Genomic DNA, 22,192 nt, shown 5'->3' with positions numbered 1-22,192 from the left:
GACATGAGCAGTCTGGCAACTTTCTGGGCCATCTATGGCAATGTGGTCATGTCCCTGGGCACCAATGCCCTGCTGGCCCTGTCGATCTGGCTGACACTGGTGTGCGGCATGCTGTCCATCGCCAACGCGGCCTTCATGGGCATAGGCGCCTACGCGGCGGCCATACTTACCATGAACTACGGGGCGCCTTTCTCGGTTTCCCTGGCCGCCGGCATGGTGGCCCCGGCGATCATGGCAGCCATCATCGGCCTGCCGACCATACGCTTGTCCGGCGTCTACCTGGCCATGGCCACGCTGGCCTTCGGCGAAGTCGTGCGGGTCATCGTCCTGAACACCGAATCCATTACCGGCGGCGCGCTGGGCCTGAACGGCATCCCGCAACTGACGCAATGGTGGCACGTGCTGCTGTCGGTGGTCATCGTGCTGCTGGTGCTGTGGCGCCTGCGCGCATCCAAGATCGGCCGCGCCTTCGACGCCATACGCGGCGACGAGACCGCCGCCAGCCTGATGGGCGTGAACGTACGCGCCAACAAAATGCTGGCCTTCGTGCTGGGGGCCGCCGTGGCCGGCCTGGCGGGCGCGCTGAACGCCCATCTCACATTCTTCATCGGCCCCAACGAATACGGCTTCGAGCGCGCCGTCGAAATCCTTACCATGACCATACTGGGCGGCATAGGCGGCCTGCTGGGGCCCATACTGGGCAGCAGCATCATCACCCTGCTGCCCGAAGTGCTGCGCGGCTTCGACAGCTTCCGCCTGGTCGCCAACGGCCTGATCCTGGTACTAATCGTGCTGTTCCTGCCCCGCGGCATCTGGGATCCCAGCCGCTACGCGCAATGGCTGCACAAGGGGGGCAAGCGCCGTGCTTGAACTCTCGAATATCTCGATGCACTTCGGCGGCCTGCACGTCCTGCACGACGTCAATATCAATGTGCCGCAGGGCTCGATCTTCGGCCTGATCGGCCCCAACGGCGCCGGCAAGACCACCGTCTTCAATATCATCACCGGCCTGCTCACGCCCAACGGCGGGCGCGTCTCGTTCGACGGCCACGGCCTGCTCGGCCTGAAGCCGCATCGCATCACCCGCCTGGGCATCGCGCGCACCTTCCAGAACATCCGCCTGTTCAAGGAAATGACGCTGCTGCAGAACGTGGTGGTGGGCGCCTACCGGCACATGCAATACGGCGTGCCGTCGCTGCTGTTCGGGCTGCCGGCGTACCGCCGCCAAGAGGCCCGCGCGCGCGAACGCGCCATGGAACTGCTGGGCTGGATGAAGCTGGATCACAAGGCCCACGACCTGGCAGACAATCTTTCCTACGGCGAACAACGCCGCCTGGAACTGGCGCGCGCCCTGGCCACCGAGCCCAAGCTGCTGCTGCTGGACGAGCCCGTGGCCGGCATGAACACCGGCGAACGCGCCGAACTCATGCACGAGATCCAGGCCATACGCGCGCGCGGCTACACCATCCTGATGATCGAACACGATATGCATTTCGTCATGGGCCTGTGCGACCAGATCGCCGTGCTGAATTTCGGCAAGATCATCGCCTACGGCCAGCCCGACGCCATCCGCAACAACGAAGAAGTCATCGAAGCCTACCTGGGCCGCGATGATGAAGAAGAAGGCGCAACGCCAGGGGTACAGGCATGAGCGCGCCCACGCAGTCGCCCGAGACCCGCACATCCTCCGTCGGGCAGAATGGCGCGCCGCGGCCCGCCGGAAATGCGTCGGCGGCAGCCGCGCTGGAAGTGCGCGGCCTGACCGTGCACTACGGCCACATCGAGGCGGTGCGCGGCATCGACCTGACGCTCGAACCAGGCGGCATCACTGCGCTGGTGGGCGCCAACGGCGCCGGCAAGTCCACCACCCTGCTGGCGCTGTCGGGCCTGCTGCCCAAACTCGCCGGCTCGGTGATCTTCAATGGTGAAGACATCACGCGGCTGGCGCCGCACCAGATCGTGGCGCGCGGCATCGTGCAAGTGCCCGAAGGCCGCGCCATCCTGACCACCATGACGGTGCGCGAGAACCTCGAACTGGGCGCCTACCGCCTCGGCGGCAGCGCGGCATCCAAGGACTTCGACTACGTCTTCGCGCTGTTTCCCCGCCTCAAAGAACGCCTGGACGGCGTGGCCGGCAACCTGTCGGGCGGCGAACAGCAAATGCTGGCCATCGGCCGCGCGCTCATGGCCAAGCCCCGCCTGCTGCTGCTGGACGAACCCTCCATGGGGCTGGCCCCCATCGTCGTGCAGGAAATCTTCCGCGCCCTGCGTTCCATCAACGCCGACGGCCTGACCCTGTTCCTGGTCGAACAAAACGTGCGCCAGGCCCTGAAGATCGCGCAGCGCGGCTACGTGCTGGAAAACGGCAGCCTGGCCCTGTCCGGCTCGGGCAAGGAATTGCTGAATCACCCACGCGTGCTGCAAGCCTATCTGGGGGTGTAAGCCCGAAGCCTAAGCTTTGCCCAGCGGCTTGAAAGCCCCGGGCATGGCTCGTAGCGACGCAGCGGCAACCGCCGCATCGGCTATGTCGGGTGCGCGGCCAATGTAGTGCGCAACCTCCAGCAGCTCTGGCCGCTCGGCAAATAGGGTCTTGAATTCCTCGCTGTCGCGCGCCGCTTCCTGCAATGAACAATTGCGTTGGCGCGCAACAGCCACCAACTGCCGCATCGCTATGTGGGCGCTATGTTTGCCGATATGCTCGGCCAGCGCAAAGGTGATGGCCTCGGACAGGATCATGCCCCGGCTGCGTTGCAAGTTGGCAGCCATGTTCTGCGGCAGCACGACCAGGGTATCGAGCAATTGCCGCAGGCAGGCAAGCAGATCGGCCATCCCCACGCAAAGATCACGCAGCACGTCGCCGTGCTGTGCGGAGTCGCGCTCGTAGACAACCAGGATCCACTCCAGCAGCGGCAGCAAACGGGCGCTGACCTCGCGCGAGCGCGACACCACCTCGATACATAGCGACGGGTTGGCCTTGTGCGGCATGGTCGACGAGCCAACGGCGCCATTGGTTTCGCGCACCTCGTCCAAGTCGTCGCCACTCAGCAGAAAGATTTCCTGGCCTATGTGGCCGCAAGTGCGAGCCGCCAATGCCACGGCACAACCGAACTCGGCATAGCGGTCGCGGCTGCCCTTCCAGTCCACGGCTTCCGGCGCGTCGAGCCCAAGCTCCGCCATTACTTCGCGCTCGATGGAGGGGCCCTGGTCGCCAAAGGCGGCATAGGTGCCAACGGCGCCACTCAGGATGCCAGTGCGATAGCGCGCCAGCCAAGCCTGCAGCCGCTCGATGCTGCGGCCGTGCTCTGCGAGCCAGACGCCGACCTTCATACCGAAAGTGATGGGTTGCGCATGTCGGCCCAGCGTACGGGCGACCATGGGCGTCGCACGATACGCACCGGCCATCTCGGCCAGGCGCAGCCCGACATCGTGCATCTGCTCGAGCAGCCGGGTGCCGGCTTGCTGCAGCTGCAGAATCAACACCGTGTTGAACAGATCGGCGGTGGTGGCGCCATAGTGCAGCCACTCTCGGCTGCCGGGCTCCAGCCGCGTCATCCAAGCCTCGAGAATGGCCACCAAGGGATGCCCCACGCGGGCACGCTGCCGCGACCACTCTGCCGTGGGGAAAAAAGCCAGCGATGCCTTGGCGCTGATGTCTGCGGCCGCGGCAGCCGGGATCAGGCAATGCCGCGCCTGCACCCTGGCCAGCGCCGCCTCGACCGCCATGATGTGAACAATGCTGGCCCGCGCGGCAAAAACCTCGCGCAGTGTCTGGCCGGCCGGAGTGGCCGCCGGGTCGTCAGAAAGGCAGATCATCTCGCGCCCACGCTTTACGAGGCGTCAATGAACCAGCTTGACCGAAGCGACTACCTGGCGATAGCGGGCATCGTCGCGCGCAAGCAATTGGCCAAACTGGGCGGATGTGCCCGCTACCGGACGAAAGCCGGCAGTGACCAGGCTCTTGCGCACTTCCGGCATTTCAAGCACTTTATCGAGCGCCGCATTGATCTTCTGCACAATGGGCGCCGGGGTTTTTGCCGGAGCCAGCAGCCCCAGCCAGGCGTCCGTCGTAAAACCCTTGATCTCGCGCCCTTCGTTAATGGTCGGTAAATTCTTGACATCCTCGTCGCGCTGCAGGCTCATCAGCCCCAAGGACTTCAGCTTGCCATCCCGGATGTATTGGATCGCCGAAGGCAAGGTCATCACGCCCAGGTCGACCTGGCCGCCGAGCAGATCCGTGTTGAGGGGAGCCGCTCCTTTGTACGGCACCACCGTCCAATCGACCCTGGCCTGATTCGCGAGCATCGCTACTGCAATGTGCTGCAGCGTTCCCACACCCGGAATTCCGACATTGATCTTGCCCGGGTTCTTGCGCAACAAGGCGAGCAGTTCATCGATCTGGCTGGCCGCCACCTTCGGGTTGGCCATGAGGACGAAAGATGTCGTGCCAATTTCGCCGACAGGTGTCAGATCCTGGTATTTATAGCTTACGGACGCGTTGACGATGGGCACCAGCACCACTTCGTTGATCGTGCCGGCCAGCAGCGTGTAGCCGTCGGCGGCAGCATGTATCACCTTTTGCGCGGCAATGGCACCGGAAGCGCCGCTGACGTTTTCCACCACTACCGACTGCCCAAGCGACTGGCTCAGATATTTGGCCACCACACGCGCCCCGAAATCCGTCGCACCACCGGCGGGATAGGGAACAACCAGCCGTATCGGCCTGTCGGGATACGTCTGGGCATAGGCCGCGGCGGGTGCAATTGCCAGTACACACAGCAGGACTGCCAAGTGCAGCAGGCGAATAGGAGAGCAAAGCAAAGCTTGGCAGCTGGCAGCAAGGCGCATGAGAACTCCAGGAAGACGGGCGAATAAGAAGTCCCTAGATTCTCTGCGCCCGACGTCTAGGCGGCAACGCATAAATACGTCTAAGCTATAGGTATTGCCAATATCTTGGGCTCCACTTCACTTACCTGTTTGCCTAGCCAAACAAGCGTATAGAGGCAAACAAACATACATAATGCCGGCCAACATATGTCTACCGCCCATATCGACTCTTCCGCCGCGCTGACGCGGCGGCTGCTGCACTATGCCAGGCCCCGGCATCTGCAGCTCGCAGCGCGCATGGCGGAGCTAGGCACCATCCAGAAGGCGGCACTGGCTCTAGGCATGAGCCAACCCTCTGCCACGCAGGCACTGACGCGGCTGGAAGCACTGCTGAACGTCACATTGTTCGATCGGCACGCGCGCGGCATCCGCCTGACGCGCGCGGGCGCCCAATTAATGCCCGCCGTGCGGCGCGTACTCGCGTCGCTCGAAGATCTGGCGCGCGATGCGGCTAACGTGGAACAAGGAGCAAATGGCTTGGTTCGGATCGCCGGAATCGCCGCAGCGAGCAGTGTCATCGCGGCACCGGCCTTGTCGGCGCTGTGCGCCGCACACCCCGATCTATGGGTCGAATACCGTGAGATCGACGCCGCCCAGATTCCGGTGCTGTGCAGCGAGGATGGAGCAGACCTGCTGCTGTGCCGGGCATCCATCGATGTCCCCGAAGGATATGTATTTGTTTCCTTGCGGCCGGATCGGCTGGGCGTGTACTGCGGCAGCGGCCATCCCCTGGCCGCTCGGCGCAAGCTCGGCCTGCGCGATTGCGCCGGCGCGACCTGGCTATTGCCGCCCAGAAGCTCTCCGCCACACACTGCCTTCATACAGTGGTGCGAGCAACACGCCCTGACGCCAAAGCTGGCGCGGGTCAACACGCGTTCGCTCCCTGTCAGCGTCGCGCTTGTGTGCAGGCTGCAGTTGCTCTATGTCGGGCTTGCGAGCCACCTGAGACCATTCGTCGAAAGCGGCCAGCTCCGGCAGTTGCCCCTGACGCTACCCGGCACGGCCGACGATATCGGCCTGCTAAGAACCAGTAATTCCCATTCGCCCGCGGCGGAACTCGCGGCACGCCACCTCATGGACTGGGCCAGCGAGTTGGCTCACGGCACCGCCCCGGCACACCCGAAGTGAAACTAGCTCTGGCCTAAGTCCCCGCAATCGACATCTGCTCGATAAGTATGGAGCCCGTGGTCTTGGAACCGCGGATGATGGTGTCGGCGCCGACGGCGGCGATCTGCTTGAGCATGTCGGCCAGGTTGCCGGCAATGGTTATTTCCTGCACGGCGTGCTGGATTTCACCGTTCTCGACCCAGTAGCCGAAGGCGCCGCGCGAATAGTCACCGGTGACGTAGTTCACGCCCTGGCCGATGAGTTCGGTGACCAGCAGGCCGCGGCCCATTTTGCGCAGCATGGCCGGCAGGTCGTCGCCCGGGCGCGTCAGGCGCGAGGACAGCGCCAGGTTGTGCGAGCCGCCGGCATTGCCGGTGGTGCGCATGCCCAGCTTGCGGGCAGTGTAGCTGGACAGGAAATAGCCCTGCAGCACGCCACCGGCCACGACCTGGCGCGCATGCGTGCGCACGCCCTCGTCGTCGAACGGCGAGCTACCCATGGCGCCGTCTACATAAGGGTCTTCCGCCACGTCGAGGTGCTTGGCCATTACCGGCTTGCCCAGGGAATCGACCAGGAAGCTGGTCTTGCGGTACAACGCGCCGCCGCTGGTGGCCTGCACCAGTGCGCCCAGCAGGCCGACGGCCAGCGGCGCCTCGAACAGCACCGGGTAGCGGCCCGTGGCGATGCGCCGCGCCGACAGCCGCGACAATGTGCGCTGCGCCGCGTAGCGGCCCAGCGCGGCCGGATCCGCCAGATTCGCCGGATCGCGTTCCGAGCTGTACCAATAGTCGCGCTGCATGCGCGCACCGCGCCCGGCGATGGGCGCCACCGACAGGCCGTGGCGCGAATAGGGGTAGCCGCCCATGAAGCCGCGCGAATTGCCCAGCACGAAATGGCCTTCGTAGGCGCTGGCCGAGGCGCCCTCGGTATTGGTGATGAGGCGGCTGGTGGCGCGCGCGGCGCGTTCGGCCCGCAAGGCCAGCTCGGCCGCCTGCTGCGTAGAGACGTCCCAAGGATGATGCAGGTGCAGGTCGGGGTAGTCGTGCGCCAGCAGATCGGCCTCGGGCAGGCCCGCGGCCGGGTCGGCGGCGGTATAGCGCGCAATGTGCCAGGCGGCCTCTACCGTTTCCTGCACCGCCTTGGAAGAAAAATCGGAGGTCGAGGCCGAGCCCCGCCGCTGGCCGGCGAATACCGTGACGTCCAGCGACCGGTCGCGGGTCTGCTCGACGGTCTCGATGTCGTCATTGCGCACCGATACCGCCAGGCCGCTGCTTTCCGAGACTTCGGCCGCCGCGTCAGAGGCGCCCACGCTGCGGGCGTGCCGCAAGGCCTGTTCTACCAGTTCGCGGAAACGCGCCTGGTTTTCCGCTATCGGCAGACGGGCATATGAATGTGAATGTTGGGTCATTGCAGCTCTTTCAATCCTGCTCTTTCGGGTCAGGCGGTTATCATAGCCAATTAAAGAAGAATGTTTTCGCCCCCACCATGCCCAATCTCCCTACGGAACCCACAGAAACCGGCGCCGAGCGCCCCAGCAAGTCGCAGGTCAAGCGCGAGATGCATGCCTTGCTGGATCTCGGCAAGCGCCTGGTGGAACTTTCCACCGAACGGCTGCGCGCGCTGCCGCTGGAAGAAAAACTGTACGACGCGATCCGCGAGGCGCAGCGCACCCCGGGCCGCGAAGGCCGGCGCCGCCAGGTGCACTACGTCGGCAAGCTGATGCGCGCCGCCGACGCCGAAGCCATCCGCAGCCAGCTGGATGCCTGGGAAAACGGCTCGCGCGAACAGACCGCCGCCATGCACCGCCTGGAAAACCTGCGCGAGCTGCTGCTGCGCGACGACCAGGCCCTGACCAAGCTGCTGGACGAATACCCCGGCGCCGATGTGCAACAGCTGCGCACCCTGATCCGCTCGGGCCGCAAGGAAGCCCAGAACAACGCCGCCTTGGGCCCCGGGCAGGAAACGCAACGCAAGCACTACCGTGCCCTGTTCCAGGCCCTGAAGAGCCTGGTCGACGCGCAAGGCGACGAGCCCATCCCGCAGCACTCCGACACCGCAGGCTGATCCGCGGCCACGCGCGGCCCACGCCGCCGGGCCCGCCGCGCGCGCCCCCGCCGCAGCTTCCCGACCCCCCGAGATCGCATATCCACACAGGAAACCGCATGAACGCCCCGCTATTGGACTGCCTGGAAATCGAAACCGCCCCCAACCCGAGCCACGCTGTGATCTGGCTGCACGGCCTGGGCGCCGACGGCCACGACTTCGCCCCCATCGTTCCGGAACTGCGCCTGGCGGCGACACCCGCCGTGCGCTTCGTCTTTCCGCACGCGCCGGTGCGCCCGGTAACACTGAACAACGGCATGGCCATGCGCGCCTGGTACGACATAACACTGCTCGCCAGCGGCGCCCGCGAAGACGCCGGCGGCATACGCGAATCCGAGGCGGCGGTGCGCGCCCTGATCGCGCGCGAGAACCAGCGCGGCATTGCCACCGACCACATCGTGCTGGCCGGTTTTTCCCAGGGCTGCGCCATGACGCTGCACACCGGCACGCGCCTGGAACAAAAGCTGGCCGGCATGATCGCGCTGTCCGGCTACCTGCCGCTGGCCGACAGCTTCGCGGCGGAACACAGCCAGGCCAACTTGAATACGCCGATTTTCATGGCGCACGGCGTCTTCGACCCTGTGGTGCAGTTCGCCCACGGCCAGGCCTCGCAGCGCATACTGGCCGAGGCCGGCTTCGACGTGAGCTGGAAAACCTACCCCATGCCGCACTCGGTATGCCCGGAAGAAATCACCGACATCGGCGCCTACCTGAGGCAAGTGCTGGCCTGACGCGGGGCAGCGGCGCCCGAATCCACCCCGCTGCTACACAAGAGGCATTGCAGCGGCAAGCCGGCCCACGGCCCGTGTGGGCACAACACATTACTGCGCGCCCTCGCCCAGATCCAGCCAGACACGGCGCATGGTGGGGTCTTCGGGGTCGCCGTCGTTGCGCAGGCCCAGGCGCGTCATCAGGCTCAGCATGGCGTGGTTGGAGGCCAGCACCAGGCCGTCTATATAGGTCAGGCCCTGGGAACGGGCGGCCTCGATCAGCGTCTGCATCAGGCTCATGCCCAAACCGCGGCGCTGCCAGGCATCGGCGATGACCAGCGCATACTCGGCGCCGCGCCCGTCGGCGTTGCGCAGGTAGTGGGCGAAACCGATGATCTCCTCGCGCGGATGCCCGCGATGCTGAGGATTGGGCACCTGCACCGTGGCCACCAGTGCCAGTTCCTTGTCGTAGTCGATGCGCGTATAGCGCTCGAGCATGCGCGGGGTCAGCTCGCGCAGCATCGAGACGAAGCGCATGTAGCGCGACTCGTCGGACAGGCCGCGCACGAAGTTCTGCAAGGGCTCGGCGTCTTCGGGCCGTATCGGCCGCAGCGTCCAGGGCTGGCCATCGGCGAATTCCCGATACTGCACCAGGCGCGCCGGATAGGGATGGATGGCCATGTGCCGGTAGCCCGACTGCTCGGGCAACTGCGGCTCGGCACGGGCCGTGAGCTGCAACGCTATGGCGCCCGCCTCGAGGTGGGTAGAGCCCGCATACAAGGGCTCGATGCACAGCGTTTCCACGTCGTCGAGCAGGGTCACCAGCGTGGAGATGTGCTCCAGCGCCTCGCGCAGCCGTTCGAAAGCCGCCGGGCTCATCTGGCGCGACAGGACGCGGCGCCAGAGCGCGCTGCGCTCGACCAGCTGGCGCGCCAGGAAGCTGTTGAAAGGAGGCAGCTCGATGGCCCGGTCGTGGCTCCGATCCAGGCTGCCGTCGCCCGCGCCGAACTGGACGTAGGGCCCGATCTGCGCGTCGCGCTTCACACGCACCGCCATGGGCGCGCCGACTTCGGCCGCAAGCGCCGGGTCGCCGGCCTGGCCGCTGCAGTGTATTGGTATGAAGAAGCAATCGAGCACCTGCTGGCACTCCGCGGCGCTGAGCTGCGTGCGGCCCGCGGCGCGTGCGGCACGCAGGATGGCGCGTGCCTCGTCCACGCGCGGCGGACGCTCCAGGGGCTCGGGCGGCAGGATCTGCTGCGCCAGCACCTGGTTGTAATGGTGGGCAGCCAGGATGCCGAAGGCGTGCGCCGCCGTCTCGGGTGTGCGGAAGGCTGGGGTGCCCACATCGTCGAGCAGGTGGCGCAGGCTGCGCATGCTGGCATCGCCCATGAAGCAGGTGATGATGGGCTTGCGCGCCTGCGGGGCCAGGGCGGCCAGTTGCCGCGCCACCGCCGCCACGTCGCTCAGGGGGTCGGGGGCCAGCAGCACCAGCACCCCGTCGACCCCCGGGTCGTCGACCAGCAGGCCGAGAATCCGCGCGACGCGGGCGGGATCGAGGCAGTCATGGGTGACCACCGGGTTGCGAACTTCGGCGCCCGGCTCGAGCAGGTCGCGCAGGGCCTTGAGCGTGGTCTGGGAAAACTCGGCGCGCAGCACCGCGGCCGCTGGCCCCATGACATCCAGGGCCAGAAGCGGCGCCCCGCTGCCGTTGGCCAGCAGGGCGATGCGGCGTCCGCGCGGGCGCCGGGCATAGCCCAGCACCTTGAGTGCCGAGAACAGCTGCACGAAATAACTTACGCGCACCGCGCCGCCGCGCCGCAGCAGCGCGTTGAAAACCGCGTCGTGCTGCGGATCGGCGGCGCGTCCGGCCCGCAGCACCACCACGGGCTTGACGCTGGCGGCGGCGCGCAGCGCGCTAGCGAAGGCGCGCGCCGTGGCGACGTCTTCGACATACAGCGCGATACTGTCGGTGTGGGTGTCCATGGACAGGTATTCCAGCACCTGGGGAATATCGACGACGGCCTCGTCACCCACCGAGACCACGGCCGAGAAGCCGAGATTGACATCCTCGGCCCAGTCCAGCACCGCGGCGGTGATCGACCGCGACTGTGTGACCAATGCCACGCGGCCCGCCCGGGCGGGCGCGGCCTGGTGCGTAAGATTGAGGCCCAGGTGCGGGCGCTGCACACCGAAGGAATTGGGGCCGAGCACCAGGCAGTCGTTGATGCGCCCCCATGCGCGGCAGTAGGCCATGTCCTGCATGCGATCGGCCGAGGACTGCTCTTGCGACAGCAGGATCACGCAATGCGGGCGCACCGCGCGCACGGCCTGCAGCGCCTCGGGCAGGCGCGCGGGCGCAACGCACACCAGCGCGAGATCGGCGCGGCCGCCCCAGGCGAAGGCCATGTCGGCCTCGCTGAGCACGATCGGCCCTTCGGCGGGCGCCATCACGAAACTGCTGCGTCCGTCCCACAGGCCGGCGGCAGGCCGCCCGCCCGGGGCGCCCGGCTGGGCGGCGCTCTCGGCGCCCTCCATGGGCAGGTGCCGGTCGCTTAGCACCAGCAAGGATTGCGGCTCGAACAGGGCCGCCAGACGATGTCGCAACATACTTTATCCGGATTCCTGATTTGCATTCATCGCGCCGCCAGCCGGGCCGGTGCCGGGCAGTCGGCGCGTTCACACTAAAATACTGTTTTGCCTACGATGCCGTCGCACCGCGTCTACGCCGCGGCCGCACGGCCGAACCACCATAACACCATGACTGCTGAACACACACCCGTCGTCCGCACGCGCTTCGCGCCCTCGCCCACCGGCTACCTGCATCTGGGCGGCGCCCGCACCGCACTGTTCTCGTGGGCTTACGCCCGCCACAACCAGGGCGTGTTCGTGCTGCGCATTGAAGACACCGACCTGGAACGCTCTACCCCGGAGGCCGTGCAGGCGATTCTGGACAGCATGCAGTGGCTGGACATGCGGCCCGACGAGGGCCCCTACTACCAGATGCAGCGCATGGATCGCTACCGCGAAGTGATCGCGCAGATGCTTGCCGCCGGCACCGCCTACTACTGCTACAGCAGCCCAGAAGAAGTCGAGGCCATGCGCGAACGGGCCCGTGCGCGCGGCGCCAAGCCGCGCTATGACGGCACATGGCGCCCCGAACCCGGCAAGGTGCTGCCGCCCATACCCGAAGGCCGCAAGCCTGTCGTACGCTTCAAGAACCCGCAAGACGGCGCTACCGGCTGGAACGACCTGATCAAGGGCCCGATCAGCTTCGACAACACCGAACTGGACGACCTGATCATTGCCCGGCCCGACGGCACGCCGACCTACAATTTCTGCGTCGTGGTAGACGACTGGGACATGCGCATCACCCACGTACTGCGCGGCGACGATCACGTCAACAATACGCCGCGGCAAATCAATATTTTACGCGCGCTGGGGGCCGAGCTTCCGCAATACGGCCATGTGCCCATGATACTCGGGCCCGACGGCGAAAAGCTTTCCAAGCGCCACGGCGCGGTCAACGTCATGGAATACGACCGCGAGGGCTACCTGCCCGAGGCCATGATGAACTACCTGGCCCGGCTGGGCTGGAGCCATGGCAACGACGAACTGTTCAGCCGCGAGCAGCTGGTGCAGTGGTTCGACACACGGCACCTGAGCAAATCGGCGGCGCAGTGGGATCCCAAGAAGCTGAACTGGGTCAATGCCCACTACATCCGGCAAATGCCCGACGCGGAACTGGCCGCGCGCGTCGCCCCGCGCATTGCCGCCCTGGGCGGCGATCCGGCGGCGGTGGATCTGCCGGCTGCAATGGCCCTACTCAAAGAGCGCGCCGAAACGCTGAACCAGCTGGCGCAGGCCGCCATGCTGTTCTGCGGCCCGTACCAGCCGGCCGACGAGGCATTGCGCGCCCAGCACCTGGACGAGGCGGGACGCGCTGTGCTGCACGACTTCGCGCAGCGCGCGGCGGCGCTGCCCGACTGGAACACCGAGGCGATATCCGGCGTGGTGCACGAAGTGCTGGAGGCGCGCGGCATCAAGATGCCCAAGCTGGGCATCCCGCTGCGCGTAGCCGTCACCGGCCGCAAGCAGACACCTTCGGTGGACGCCGTGCTGGCGCTGATCGGGCGCGAAACCGTGCTGCAGCGCCTGGCCGGGATATAAAAACCAAGGCGGGCAAGTACTGCGGGCCCAAGCCCGGCACTTGCCCGCCCCGATTGGCGGATGGAAGGTGCGCACCCAAGGGGGCGCGCCTTGCGCGATGGACGGCCCGCTATTTCAGGCCGAACAGCCCGCGCAGCCGCGACAGGTCTTCGGCCAGCGTCTGCACCGGGCCGACCAGCGCCTTGCGGTCTGCGGAAGACAGCTTGTCGTAGGTTTCATAGCCGCCCTGCGGCGTCTTGTACTTGGCAAGTATGCCCTCGACGGTGGCGAAATTCTTCGCGATCTTGTCGGCGAAGGCCGGATCCTGCTTGCGGATCAGGGGCCCGAACAGCCGCACGATTTCCTGAGCGCCATCCACATTGCCCTTGAAGTCCCACAGGTCGGTGTGGCTGTAGCGGTCTTCTTCGCCCGAGATCTTGGTGGCGGCCACTTCTTCCATCAGCGCCGCGGCGCCGCCCACTACCTTCGAGGGCGGGAAGACCAGCGTCTTGATGCGGCTTTGCAGTTCGAGCACGTCGTGCATCAGTTTGTCGGCAATGGGCGCCAGGCCCGCCGTGCTGTTCTTGGCGTACAGGCCGTACTCGATGCGGTGAAAGCCGATGAACGACGGGTCGTTCTCGCCTTTTTCATGGTCGTCGGCACGCGAGTCGATCGAGCTGTCCAGGTCGCTGAAGAGCTCGGCAATAGGCTCGATGGCCTCGTAGTGCATGCGCGTCGGCGCGTATAGTTCCTTGGCCTTGTCCAGTTGACCCGCCTTGACGGCATCCGTGAAGGCCTGCGTCTGCGTGACCAGCTGGCCGACCTGCTTCGACACGTATACCTTGTAGTCCGCGACCGGCTTGACCAGATCCAGCGGCGAGACCGCCGCGCCCGCGGCCGTCGCCGCGCATAGGGATGCAAATGCCCACAAGGCCGCCAGGCCCATTCTTATGCTCATTACTCGCTTCTCCTTGATTATGAAATAAACCCCGACAGCTGCGCTCAAGCCTGCAGCAGTGTCTGCCCCAGAAATTCGCCTTCCCGCTGCACCCCCGGTAAGACGAAGAAATAGCCGCCGCCGACCGGCTTGATGTATTCCTCCAGCGGCTCGCCGTCGAGCTTGCTCTGCACCGCGATGAAGCCCTCGGCGAGATTGGCCTGGTACACGATGAACAGCAGCCCCATGTCCATCTGGCCATTCTTGGCCACGCCATTCGAATAATTGAACGGCCGGCGCAGAATCAGATGGCGGCGCGATTCCGGCGTACGGTCGTCGGCCAGCCGGATATGCGAATCCAGCGGCGTGGTCTTGCCCTTCGGGTCTTGACTGTAGTCCGGCACGTCGAATTCATGCTTGCCGTCCATCGGCGCGCCGCTCGCCTTGCGGCGCCCGAAGATGGATTCCTGCTCCTGCAGCGGCGTGCGATCCCAGCGCTCGACGAACATGCGGATGATGCGCACGGCCTGGTAGCTGCCGTGCGTGGCCCAGGCGGGCTCGCCGTCTTCCGGCCCGACCCAGACCATACGATCCATCAGCCCGGCGTCGCGCGAATCAGGATTGGCCGTGCCGTCGTGAAAGCCCAGCAGGTTGCGCGCGCTGCCGGGACGCTGGCCGGCCACGGCGCGCACCGTCGGCACCGTGCCTTCCTGCTTCCAGCGCAGCATCAGCAGGTCAGGCGTGTTCTTAACGATATCGCGCAAGGCGTGGATGTTCGTATCTGGCGTATGCGCACAGAACTGCAGCACCAGGTCGCCGTGGCACATGCGCTCGATCAGCGCATCGTTGGGGAAGCTGGTCATGCGCGCCAGGTGGCGCGGCCTGTGGGCGGCAAGGCCGAAGCGTTCGTCGAACAGCGACTCGCCCACCGACACTGTGACGGTCAGCGCGTCCGGCGTAATCACCGGCCCCAGAATGCCCGAGTCGGGCGGCGGATAATTCGGGTCGATGCGCGGCACCGGCCCGCCCTGCGTCAGGAAGGCAATGCGCTCGGTCAGCGTACGGAACAGGCGCTCGAGCCCGGCGCGGTCGCTGGCCAGCACGTCGAAGGACGCCACCATGCCGGAGGCCGGCCGCGGCGTGGTGATCCCCTGCTGGCGCACGCCATAGAAGGGGTGCCGATCCTGCAGGCTGGCGCCCGTGGTGGGCGCATCGGTGACCATGGCACCCTCGCCGGCATTCTTGGGGGCCGGCTGCGCCGCCATAGAAGCCGGCGCCGCACGCGCCAGGTCGGCGGCCAGCGCCCCGCCCAACGCCCCCGCACCGGCCAGCAGGCGGCGGCGTTTGGGCGAGCCGAGCGTTTCTTGAGTATCAGTATCAGCAGTATGTCGTGTCATGGATTTCTCCAGAATTCATGGTTCCAAACCATAAGGCCATAAGGGCCGCGGCACGCCCGAGCGCCGCAGCGGCCGGCCCGGGCCACGCCGGCCGGGCCGCTTGGCGGCTCATGGGTGCCAGCCCGTGCGGATCAGAGTCCGAGAGCCGGGTTGATGCGTTTGAGATCGGCCGACAGCGCGTGCAGCTGTTTGGCCAGCGTGGCGCGCACGGCGGGGTCGACGCGCGTGTCGCTGGCGTATCCGGCGGCATCATGCAAAGGAGCCAGGGTACCGGCCGCGCCCGCGAAACCATCCGAGACCGACTTCTCGAGCGCGGCCTGGTTCTTCAGCAAGGGCTGGAGCAGCCGATAGATCTCGTGCGCACCGTCCAGGGTCGCGGCGGCCAGCGCTACTTCGTCCTGGGCGTAGGGTTCCGGCTTGGCGTCCAGCGCCGAGGCCACCTGCTCGAGCCGCCGCGCTGCCAGCGTGGCCAATTGCGCCGGCTGCAGCGAGAGCGCGTCGATACGTCCGGACAAAGTGTCCACGTCGGCCGCCAGCGCCTGCGCCACCGGCACCAGGGGCTGCAGCTGGCCTTGCGCGTACAGGCCGTATTCGATGCGGCGGAATCCGCTGAAGGCGGGATCGGCCTCGCGCTTGTCGAAATAAATGGCGCTGGCGTCCAGGCGATGATCGAGATCGGCGAACAGACCAGCCACCGGGCCGATGCGGGCATAGACCTGGTGCGCGGCCAGGTAGGCGGCGCGCGCCTGGGCCGGATCGCCTGCGTCGATGGCGGCGGCCAGCTTGCGGGCGGCTTGCGCCAGCGCGGCCGACTGCGTGCCCACATAGACACGGTATTCCGACAGCGGGCCGATGAAATCGGTCAGCGAGGGTGCGGCCTTGCGGCTCGCCTCCGAAGCTTCGGTCGGCGTCACGTGCAGGCGCCCGCGGGGATTGCTGAGCAGGCCGCAGGTGATGGCGTAGTCGCCGGGGGCCAGATTGGCCGTCAGCGTCTGGGTGAAGCCGGGCACGATGTTCTCGCGCTCTTCGACCACCATCACGCCGTCGAGGATCTCCCATTCCACCGCCCGATCCGAGGTGTTCTTGATGCGAAACACCGTCTTGCCGGCAGGCACCGTCAAGTTCTCGGGAGTGCAGGCGCGCGCGCCGACCTCTACGGACACCACTTGGTCTTCATTGGCGTGGTTGCGCTGGGCATAGCGCGTCGCCACATAGAACAGCACGAAGCCGGCCAGCACGAACAGCACGGAAAACAGCAGCGCCAGGCGCAGGCCGCGTCTCGAAGGGGCCGCAGCGGCCGGATTGGGGGGGTGATTCATGACCGCGAATACTCCGCCGCCACGGCGGGAACCCGTGCCGGACGCAAGAACAGATACAAGGTAACGACGAGGAATACGCCGTAGGCGCACACTTCGCTGACGGTAGGCGTGTCCTGGTAGCCGAATATGCCCGAAAAGAGCGTGCCGACGGCACTGCCCACGGGCAGGATGCCACTCAGGTCGACCACCACGCTCTGGAAGTGATTCCAGAGGCCAGCCTCATGCAGCGCACGGATCGAGCTGGCCAGAATACCCGCCGCCACGACCAGAATGAACACGCCGGTCCAGCGGAAAAAGCGCCGCAAATTCAGCCGCACGCCGCCGACATAGATGCCGTAGCCGATGATTACCGCGCAGACCAGCCCAAGCAGCGCCCCGAGCGGTGCGGCCAGGCCTTCGCTTTGCTGGAACGTGGCCAGCAGAAAGAACACCGACTCCAGCCCCTCGCGGGCAACCGCGAAAAAGATCATGGCGATCAGGCCATAGGCCTTGTGCCCCGGCTGGGCCAGGGCGGCATCCACCGAGGCTCGCAATTCGGAGGCGATCGAACGGGCCGCCTTGCGCATCCAGAACACCATGGAAGTCAGCACGCACACGGCGACAAAGCCGACCAGGGCTTCGAACAGCTCTTGCAGCTTCTGAGGGAATTCGGCGCTGGCGAACTGCAGCGCGGCTCCGACGAACAGCGACAGCCCGGCCGCCAGCAATATGCCGAGCCAAACGACACCAAGCCACTGGCCGCGTCCGGTCTGCTTCAGATAGCCGGCCACGATGCCCACGATCAAGGCTGCTTCGATGCCTTCGCGAAGCATAATAAGAAACGGAACGAGCATGCCGTAGATATAATCCCGCAGTGAATCAAATGCATAGAGCGCGCAAGGCGCTTATGATGTCACAGCGCGAACATTAAGGCAAATGATTCTCATTAAGGCGATAGACAGGAAAGGCGCGGGGAATGGCTCCGGGCAGGCACGGCAAAAAGTATGGAATTCGAGGCCGGCCCGCGGGGATTCGGCCACATGCGCACGCCTGCATGCGCGCGCCCGCGTATGAGTATGAGTGTCCGCATGCGCGCATCCGCAACCCGCAGCCGCCGCACCATCTATATCGATGCCGTCGACATCACCGCCTCGATTCAATATGGCAGCCGGTAGCCGGGCGGCATGCGCCGCGACTTGAGTTCGCCGTCGCGGCCGCGCAGTGCAAGAGCCTTGCCGGACTGCGACACGATGGCATAGCGATTGACGTAAATGGGATCGTGCAGATCCACGGCCGAGCCATTGGATTTCGTGGTGCGCAGCACCAGGGTCTGCCCTTCGCGATGCCAGCAGCCGGATTCTTCCAAGCCCTGCGGCGGGCGCTTGCCGCGCAGCAGCTGCTCGGCATAAGCCATGGTGCCGTCCGGCCGCAGCTCGATCAAGGTGCGCAGCTGGCCGGTGATGCCTTTCTGGCGGCCCACGCTCAGCCAGTTGCCGACCAGCGCGTCGCCTTGCGGCGCGGCGCGGCATTGGACGGTTTCGGCCTTTTTGGCCGGCGCCGGCTGCACGGCATGCCGCGTGGCACAGCCCGCCAGCAATGCCAGCGATGCGCTGGCGCACAGGACGGCAATACGGGTTTTACTTGCGGAAATCATCGCCAGGGGACTCCGGAAACAAGCACGGCGGGTATCGGGTATCGTAGCAGAAGCCCGGGCCTGCCAGGCGCGGCGGGTTGCGGCGGCCGCTTGATCTGCATCAATGACAAGGGCAGCGGCGGGTGCCAAGATGGGCCGGATCGCAGGTCGCTGGTCGCGGGGCCGGCACCGGAGAAATAGAAAAGGACGTAAGCAAAATGCATACGAGCGCAGCATGAGTTATTCCATACTGGTCACCCTGCACCTGTTTGCCGCATTCATCTTCGTAGGCACGGTGTTCTTCGAAGTGCTGATGCTCGAAGGCATACGCAAGCATGTGCCCGCCGAGGCCATGAAGCAGGTGGAAACGGCCATAGGCCGGCGTGCCCGGCGTTTCATGCCCTTCGTGCTGCTGGTGCTGTACGGCGCCGGCGTGGCCATGGCATGGCAGCACCGCGACGTACTGGCACATCCCTTTGCCAGCAGCTTCGGCACCCTGCTGACGATAAAGATCGTCCTGGCCCTGAGCGTGCTGGGCCACTTCATCACCGCCGTCACGCTGGGCGCCAAGGGCCGGCTGCGCTCGCGGCACTTCCGGCGCATCCACTACAGCGTGTTCCTGCACATGGTGGGCATCGTGTTCCTCGCCAAGGCTATGTTCTACCTGCACTGGTAACAGGCACAACAGCGGGCGGCAGCAGCCGCTTCGGCGGCAGGTGGCATCGGGCTCTCGCGCAAGGCTTGCAGGCCGCGGGACAGCCAGCTGGCGCGATGCGCGCCATGCCCCTTCAGGGCTGCGGCCCAGGCGCCAGCACTTCCTTCAGCAACAGCTCTTCCATGAGCCGCGCGGCCGGCGACAGCGACGAATCGGCCGCCTTCATGACACCCAGGCAGCGCCGTATGCTGGGGCGCCGCAGCGGCACGAAAGCCAGGTCGTCGCGATCCGGCGGCACGCCGAGCCGGGCCAGCACCGTCACACCCATATTGCGCGAAAGCATCGCCAGCAAGGACATCATGTGCGACACATAAAAGGGCCGATCCAGCAGGAACGCCGCGGCCTTGTGCGACTCCAGCTGGCGATGCGCCACGGTGCCTATGTGCGGCAGATCCGCGATTTCGTGCCAGCTGAGCCACGGCCGGTGCGCCAGCGGGTGGCTGCGATGGCACACCAGGCCGAACTCGTCCTCGAACAGCGGCGTGAAGTGCAGGCGCGGGTCATTGCTGACCACGCTGCACACGCCCAGCTCCACCTGGCCGCGCAGGATCATGCGCTCCACGCCTTCGGAATTGTCGTCGTAGACGTTGAGCATGATTTCGGGATAGCTCTGCCGATACATCTGCACCAGTTGCGGCATCCAGTGCGTGGCAAAGGTCGACACACTGGCGATGCCCAGAAAGCCCCCCTTGCTGCGTGCCAGGCTGGCCAGCGTAGTGGCCACGGAATCGGCGTGCTCGACCAGGCGCCGCGCCACTTCCAGGCACGACTGTCCGAACGGGGTCGGCACCACCGGCGTGCCGCGTTCGAACAAGGGCTGGCCGAGGCGCTCTTCCATGTCCTTGATGGCCAGCGACACCGCGGGCTGGGAACGGCAGGCGCGCACGGCGGCGGCGCGGAAACTGCCGCTTTCGGCGACCCAGATGAAATAGCGGTATTGATTGATGGAGAATGTCACGCCGCCCCTTATGATTTGGAAAACTTATCTATAAATATATTAAATTGATTTTTCTTATTTAGAACTGGGCCCTAAGATGCCAGACATGAATGTTTGCACCGCCACCCCGCCCCGGCCCCGTTCGTCCAGCCGCCAGCCGTTGCAGCCGCGCTACGACTTCAGCCTCATCGACCGGCTGCCGCACAGGGACGCGGCGGGCTGCCGCCTGTTTGTCGGGCACGACGCCGCGGCCCCGGCGCCGGCGCTGCTGTTCGTGGCCGGCGCCTACCACGGCGCCTGGTGCTACAGCAATTACCTGGACTTCTACGCCCGCCGCGGCGTCTCTTGTTTCGCCATAGATCTGCCGGGACACGGCAGCCTGGCGCAAGGAAACACCACGCCGGGCCTGGACATCGCAACCTTGGGCCAGCACCTGCAGCAGGCCTGCCGCGCGCTCGCCCGCCCCGTGGTGCTGGTAGGACACAGCATGGGCGCCCTGCCGGTCATGCTGGCCGCCAGCCGCGGCGCCGCGCACGCCGTGATTCTTCTGGCGCCTTCGCCGCCGGGCAACCTGCCTGGCGCCCACGCGCTGCCGGCGGTGCCGGAAAGCCGCCTGAAGGCGCCACCGCAAGCGGCAGAGATCCGCGAGCGATTCCTGGCCGTGCAAGACGAGCGCGACGTCACGCCCATCGCCGAGCGGCTCACGCCCGAAAGCCCGGCGATCCTGAACGACCGCTACCTGTTGCGGGTGCCCGTGGATCCCGCGGCATGGCGCTGCCCCGGCGTCTGCCTCGAAGCGCAGCTGGACACCTCCGACCGGCATCCCACAGGCCAGGATCGCGCCCTCGCGGGCTTCCTCGGCCTGCAGCACGCCGTGCTGCAAGGCCAGCCGCACTGCATGATGTACTCGGACAACTGGGCCGCAAGCGCCGCAGAAATACTCGAGTGGTATCGCAAGCTGGTACTGGCGGCCGAGCGCCCATACTGACTTCCCGCAGCAAGTTTCATACGCCCGACCAATCTGTATTCATAGACCAATACGCGGACTCATCCCGCGCCCCAAGGAGTAGACATGCAAATCACATTCCTCGCCCGCCATGCCGCCGCCGTACTGGCCGCCGCAGGCCTGTGCCTGCCCGCGGCCGGATCCGCCGCAGCCACTTGGCCGTCCAAGGCCATCACCATCGTCGTGCCTTCGGCGCCGGGCGGCGCCGCCGACCTGTCGGCCCGCACGCTGGCGCACTTCCTGACCGCGAAATACGGCGCCAATGTGGTGGTCGAGGACAAACCCGGGGCCGGCGGCATCATCGGCACCACCGCGGTCAAGCAGGCGGCGGCCGACGGCTATACCTTCCTGCTGTCGACCAACTCGACCCAGTCGGCCAACCAGTTCCTGTACAAGAAACTGCCCTACAACGCCGCGCAGGACTTCGTCGACGTGGGCATGCTGGGCAAGTTCGGCACCGTCGCCGTGGTCGCGCCCTCCAACCCCATCGGCACGCTGGCGCAGCTGGTCGACACAGCCCGCAGCAAGCCGGGCAAGGTTTTCTTCGGCTACTACAGCTCGTCCTCGCGCGTGCCGCCGGAACTGCTCAAGCACTATGCCCACATCCGCATCGAAGGCGCCGCCTACAAGAACATCACGCAAATACTCACCGACCTGCGCGGCGGCCTGATCCAGTTCGCCTTTGTCGACTACCTGACCGCCATGGGGCAGATCCAGGGCGGCAACCTCAAGCCCATTGCCGTCACCGGCGCCAAGCCCAACCCGGCCTGGCCGGGCGTGGCCACCACCAACAGTGCCTATCCGGGCTTCGTCGTCGAAGGATGGCTGGGGCTGTCGGCGCCCAAGGGCACACCCGCGGACATCGTGGCGAAGATGAACCAATACATGAAGCAGGCCATCGCCGACCCCGCCACCCGCGAGAAATACGCCAAGCTGGGGCTGCAGCCCGAAAGCATGGACGTGGCGCCCTTCCAGGCCTTCGTGAAGGCGGACGTGCAGCGCTGGAAGGGCTGGGTCAAGACCGCCCAGATCCCTGCGCAATAAGGCGTAGAGCCATCCGCGGGGCCAACCTGCAGGGCCGCCCGCCGGGGCGGCCCGACCGTGCACTCAATAGCCGAATAGCCGGGGCCATCTGCCGGGGCAGTCAATAGCCCATAGCCCAGGCGATCAATAATTAGAAGAAAGGCGCTGGCTCCGGCCGGAACCAGCGCCGCGGCCAGACCCCTATGGCGACACAGGGCGGACGCGCCCCGGGCCGGCAGGCTCTGAAACCAGCGTTAACAAATTTTTGCATCAGCCACGCGCACGCATCCGGATCC

General features: G+C 66.1%; 21 protein-coding genes. 11 read left to right on the top strand and 10 right to left on the bottom strand.

All coding sequences use genetic code 11. The features are described from left to right. The first annotated feature begins 3 nt into the window (after window positions 1-3). From CEY11_RS14845 to CEY11_RS14835, 3 genes are read left to right on the top strand one after another with little or no spacing between them, the layout of a single operon-like run. Complete coding sequence (locus CEY11_RS14845; RefSeq protein WP_088604178.1) at window positions 4-870, top strand: branched-chain amino acid ABC transporter permease; 867 nt, start codon at window positions 4-6, stop codon at window positions 868-870. Then, window positions 863-1,651: an ABC transporter ATP-binding protein gene (locus tag CEY11_RS14840; RefSeq protein ID WP_088604177.1), complete on the top strand. Its 789-nt coding sequence runs from the start codon at window positions 863-865 to the stop codon at window positions 1,649-1,651. Before CEY11_RS14845 ends, CEY11_RS14840 begins: the two co-directional genes overlap by 8 nt. Beyond that, the gene (locus CEY11_RS14835; RefSeq protein ID WP_088604176.1) at window positions 1,648-2,442 is read left to right on the top strand and encodes an ABC transporter ATP-binding protein; all 795 of its coding nucleotides are present in this window, start codon (window positions 1,648-1,650) and stop codon (window positions 2,440-2,442) included. The genes CEY11_RS14840 and CEY11_RS14835 overlap by 4 nt, the downstream gene beginning before the upstream one ends. Before the next feature lie 9 nt (window positions 2,443-2,451). On the opposite strand, the gene CEY11_RS14830 is transcribed toward CEY11_RS14835, so the two are convergent. Then, window positions 2,452-3,813, bottom strand: a complete 1,362-nt coding sequence (locus CEY11_RS14830; RefSeq protein ID WP_088604175.1) for a lyase family protein — start codon at window positions 3,811-3,813, stop codon at window positions 2,452-2,454. 24 nt (window positions 3,814-3,837) lie between these two features. Beyond that, window positions 3,838-4,845 (bottom strand): Bug family tripartite tricarboxylate transporter substrate binding protein, encoded by a 1,008-nt coding sequence (locus CEY11_RS14825; RefSeq protein WP_158215331.1) that lies wholly within the window; start codon window positions 4,843-4,845, stop codon window positions 3,838-3,840. 186 nt (window positions 4,846-5,031) lie between these two features. Between CEY11_RS14825 and CEY11_RS14820 the strand changes: the two genes are divergently transcribed. Further along, the gene (locus tag CEY11_RS14820; RefSeq protein ID WP_088604173.1) at window positions 5,032-6,012 is read left to right on the top strand and encodes a LysR family transcriptional regulator; all 981 of its coding nucleotides are present in this window, start codon (window positions 5,032-5,034) and stop codon (window positions 6,010-6,012) included. 13 nt (window positions 6,013-6,025) lie between these two features. On the opposite strand, the gene pmbA is transcribed toward CEY11_RS14820, so the two are convergent. Next, window positions 6,026-7,399: a metalloprotease PmbA gene (gene pmbA / locus CEY11_RS14815; protein WP_088604172.1), complete on the bottom strand. Its 1,374-nt coding sequence runs from the start codon at window positions 7,397-7,399 to the stop codon at window positions 6,026-6,028. A gap of 77 nt (window positions 7,400-7,476) precedes the next feature. Between pmbA and yjgA the strand changes: the two genes are divergently transcribed. Both yjgA and CEY11_RS14805 read left to right on the top strand, forming a co-directional pair. Further along, window positions 7,477-8,055, top strand: coding sequence for a ribosome biogenesis factor YjgA (gene yjgA / locus CEY11_RS14810; RefSeq protein ID WP_088604171.1), 579 nt, complete (start codon window positions 7,477-7,479; stop codon window positions 8,053-8,055). Between the two features lie 98 nt (window positions 8,056-8,153). Further along, on the top strand, window positions 8,154-8,825 hold the full coding sequence (locus CEY11_RS14805) for an alpha/beta hydrolase (RefSeq protein WP_088604170.1): 672 nt from the start codon (window positions 8,154-8,156) through the stop codon (window positions 8,823-8,825). 90 nt (window positions 8,826-8,915) lie between these two features. Here CEY11_RS14805 and CEY11_RS14800 read toward each other — a convergent pair whose 3' ends face one another. Further along, a complete protein-coding gene (locus CEY11_RS14800) occupies window positions 8,916-11,411 on the bottom strand; it encodes a bifunctional acetate--CoA ligase family protein/GNAT family N-acetyltransferase (protein ID WP_088604169.1) in 2,496 nt (831 codons plus the stop codon). A 150-nt stretch (window positions 11,412-11,561) separates the two neighbouring features. On the opposite strand from CEY11_RS14800, the gene gltX reads away from it, so the two are divergent. After that, window positions 11,562-12,971 (top strand): glutamate--tRNA ligase, encoded by a 1,410-nt coding sequence (gene gltX, locus CEY11_RS14795; protein WP_088604363.1) that lies wholly within the window; start codon window positions 11,562-11,564, stop codon window positions 12,969-12,971. Between the two features lie 109 nt (window positions 12,972-13,080). Here gltX and efeO (CEY11_RS14790) read toward each other — a convergent pair whose 3' ends face one another. From efeO (CEY11_RS14790) to efeU, 4 genes are all read right to left on the bottom strand, one after another. Next, entirely contained in the window at window positions 13,081-13,908 is an 828-nt protein-coding gene (gene efeO, locus CEY11_RS14790) for an iron uptake system protein EfeO (protein ID WP_198958905.1), read from the bottom strand. 44 nt (window positions 13,909-13,952) lie between these two features. Then, window positions 13,953-15,284, bottom strand: a complete 1,332-nt coding sequence (gene efeB, locus CEY11_RS14785) for an iron uptake transporter deferrochelatase/peroxidase subunit (protein ID WP_088604167.1) — start codon at window positions 15,282-15,284, stop codon at window positions 13,953-13,955. 131 nt (window positions 15,285-15,415) lie between these two features. Then, a complete protein-coding gene (gene efeO / locus CEY11_RS14780; RefSeq protein WP_088604166.1) occupies window positions 15,416-16,603 on the bottom strand; it encodes an iron uptake system protein EfeO in 1,188 nt (395 codons plus the stop codon). Beyond that, window positions 16,600-17,436, bottom strand: coding sequence for an iron uptake transporter permease EfeU (gene efeU, locus CEY11_RS14775; RefSeq protein ID WP_088604165.1), 837 nt, complete (start codon window positions 17,434-17,436; stop codon window positions 16,600-16,602). Before efeU ends, efeO (CEY11_RS14780) begins: the two co-directional genes overlap by 4 nt. 150 nt (window positions 17,437-17,586) lie before the next feature. Between efeU and CEY11_RS25400 the strand changes: the two genes are divergently transcribed. Further along, a complete protein-coding gene (locus tag CEY11_RS25400; protein WP_158215330.1) occupies window positions 17,587-17,757 on the top strand; it encodes a hypothetical protein in 171 nt (56 codons plus the stop codon). Here CEY11_RS25400 and CEY11_RS14770 read toward each other — a convergent pair. Beyond that, window positions 17,739-18,236 (bottom strand): hypothetical protein, encoded by a 498-nt coding sequence (locus tag CEY11_RS14770; RefSeq protein WP_088604164.1) that lies wholly within the window; start codon window positions 18,234-18,236, stop codon window positions 17,739-17,741. The two genes, CEY11_RS25400 and CEY11_RS14770, sit on opposite strands and share 19 nt — an antisense overlap. 214 nt (window positions 18,237-18,450) lie before the next feature. On the opposite strand from CEY11_RS14770, the gene CEY11_RS14765 reads away from it, so the two are divergent. Then, window positions 18,451-18,891 carry a CopD family copper resistance protein gene (locus tag CEY11_RS14765; protein WP_088604163.1) on the top strand — a complete coding sequence of 147 codons (441 nt, stop codon included), beginning with the start codon at window positions 18,451-18,453 and terminating at the stop codon, window positions 18,889-18,891. A 112-nt stretch (window positions 18,892-19,003) separates the two neighbouring features. Here the strand turns inward: CEY11_RS14765 and CEY11_RS14760 are convergent, their stop codons facing one another. After that, entirely contained in the window at window positions 19,004-19,888 is an 885-nt protein-coding gene (locus CEY11_RS14760; RefSeq protein WP_233154896.1) for a LysR family transcriptional regulator, read from the bottom strand. Window positions 19,889-19,973: 85 nt separating this feature from the next. Here CEY11_RS14760 and CEY11_RS14755 point away from each other — a divergent pair, with 85 nt between their 5' ends. Together CEY11_RS14755 and CEY11_RS14750 are read left to right on the top strand one after the other, a co-directional pair. Further along, complete coding sequence (locus CEY11_RS14755) at window positions 19,974-20,855, top strand: alpha/beta hydrolase (RefSeq protein WP_088604362.1); 882 nt, start codon at window positions 19,974-19,976, stop codon at window positions 20,853-20,855. 84 nt (window positions 20,856-20,939) lie between these two features. Further along, the gene (locus tag CEY11_RS14750; protein WP_088604161.1) at window positions 20,940-21,917 is read left to right on the top strand and encodes a Bug family tripartite tricarboxylate transporter substrate binding protein; all 978 of its coding nucleotides are present in this window, start codon (window positions 20,940-20,942) and stop codon (window positions 21,915-21,917) included. Window positions 21,918-22,192: the final 275 nt, after the last annotated feature.

Origin of the sequence: Candidimonas nitroreducens, from assembly GCF_002209565.1 — a bacterium.
Taxonomy (GTDB): domain Bacteria; phylum Pseudomonadota; class Gammaproteobacteria; order Burkholderiales; family Burkholderiaceae_B; genus Candidimonas; species Candidimonas nitroreducens.
The sequence above is the reverse complement of the archived record's forward strand: the minus strand, read 5'-3'. Positions and strand labels throughout refer to the sequence as shown.